Source organism: Rhizobium sp. SVR5-9E, from assembly GCF_056755095.1.
Genome location: NZ_JBNDHS010000389.1, coordinates 1 through 275, shown reverse-complemented (window position 1 = coordinate 275; position 275 = coordinate 1). Strand labels below are relative to the sequence as shown.

At 72.0% G+C, this 275-nt stretch carries 1 protein-coding gene; it reads right to left on the bottom strand.

Features of this window, described 5'->3' with window-relative positions; all coding sequences use genetic code 11:
- Nucleotides 1-275 (bottom strand): hypothetical protein (locus tag ACPYOJ_RS35305; RefSeq protein ID WP_481420380.1); only part of this gene is annotated, 275 nt, incomplete at both ends.

The following is a 275-nucleotide window of genomic DNA, read 5'->3' as shown; positions in this document are numbered from 1 at the left end:
CGTGCGGCCGGGCCAGGTTGAGCCGGGTCGACGGATCGGACATGTGCTTGATGGTCGCCAGCGTGCCCATGATCAGCGTGTCCTGGAAGGCATTGGGCGACGTCGCATCCTGCCGCGTCTTGTCCACCGCCAGTTCGCGCTGGCCGTCGCGCCCGCTGCCCGGCGTGCCGTTGCCGTGACCCTCGGTGATCGCCGCCTTGGTCCCACCGACCGCCGCGGACTTGATCGAGGGCGTGTGCCCGGCGATGGGCTGCCAGCTGCCGACCGCGGCGCCC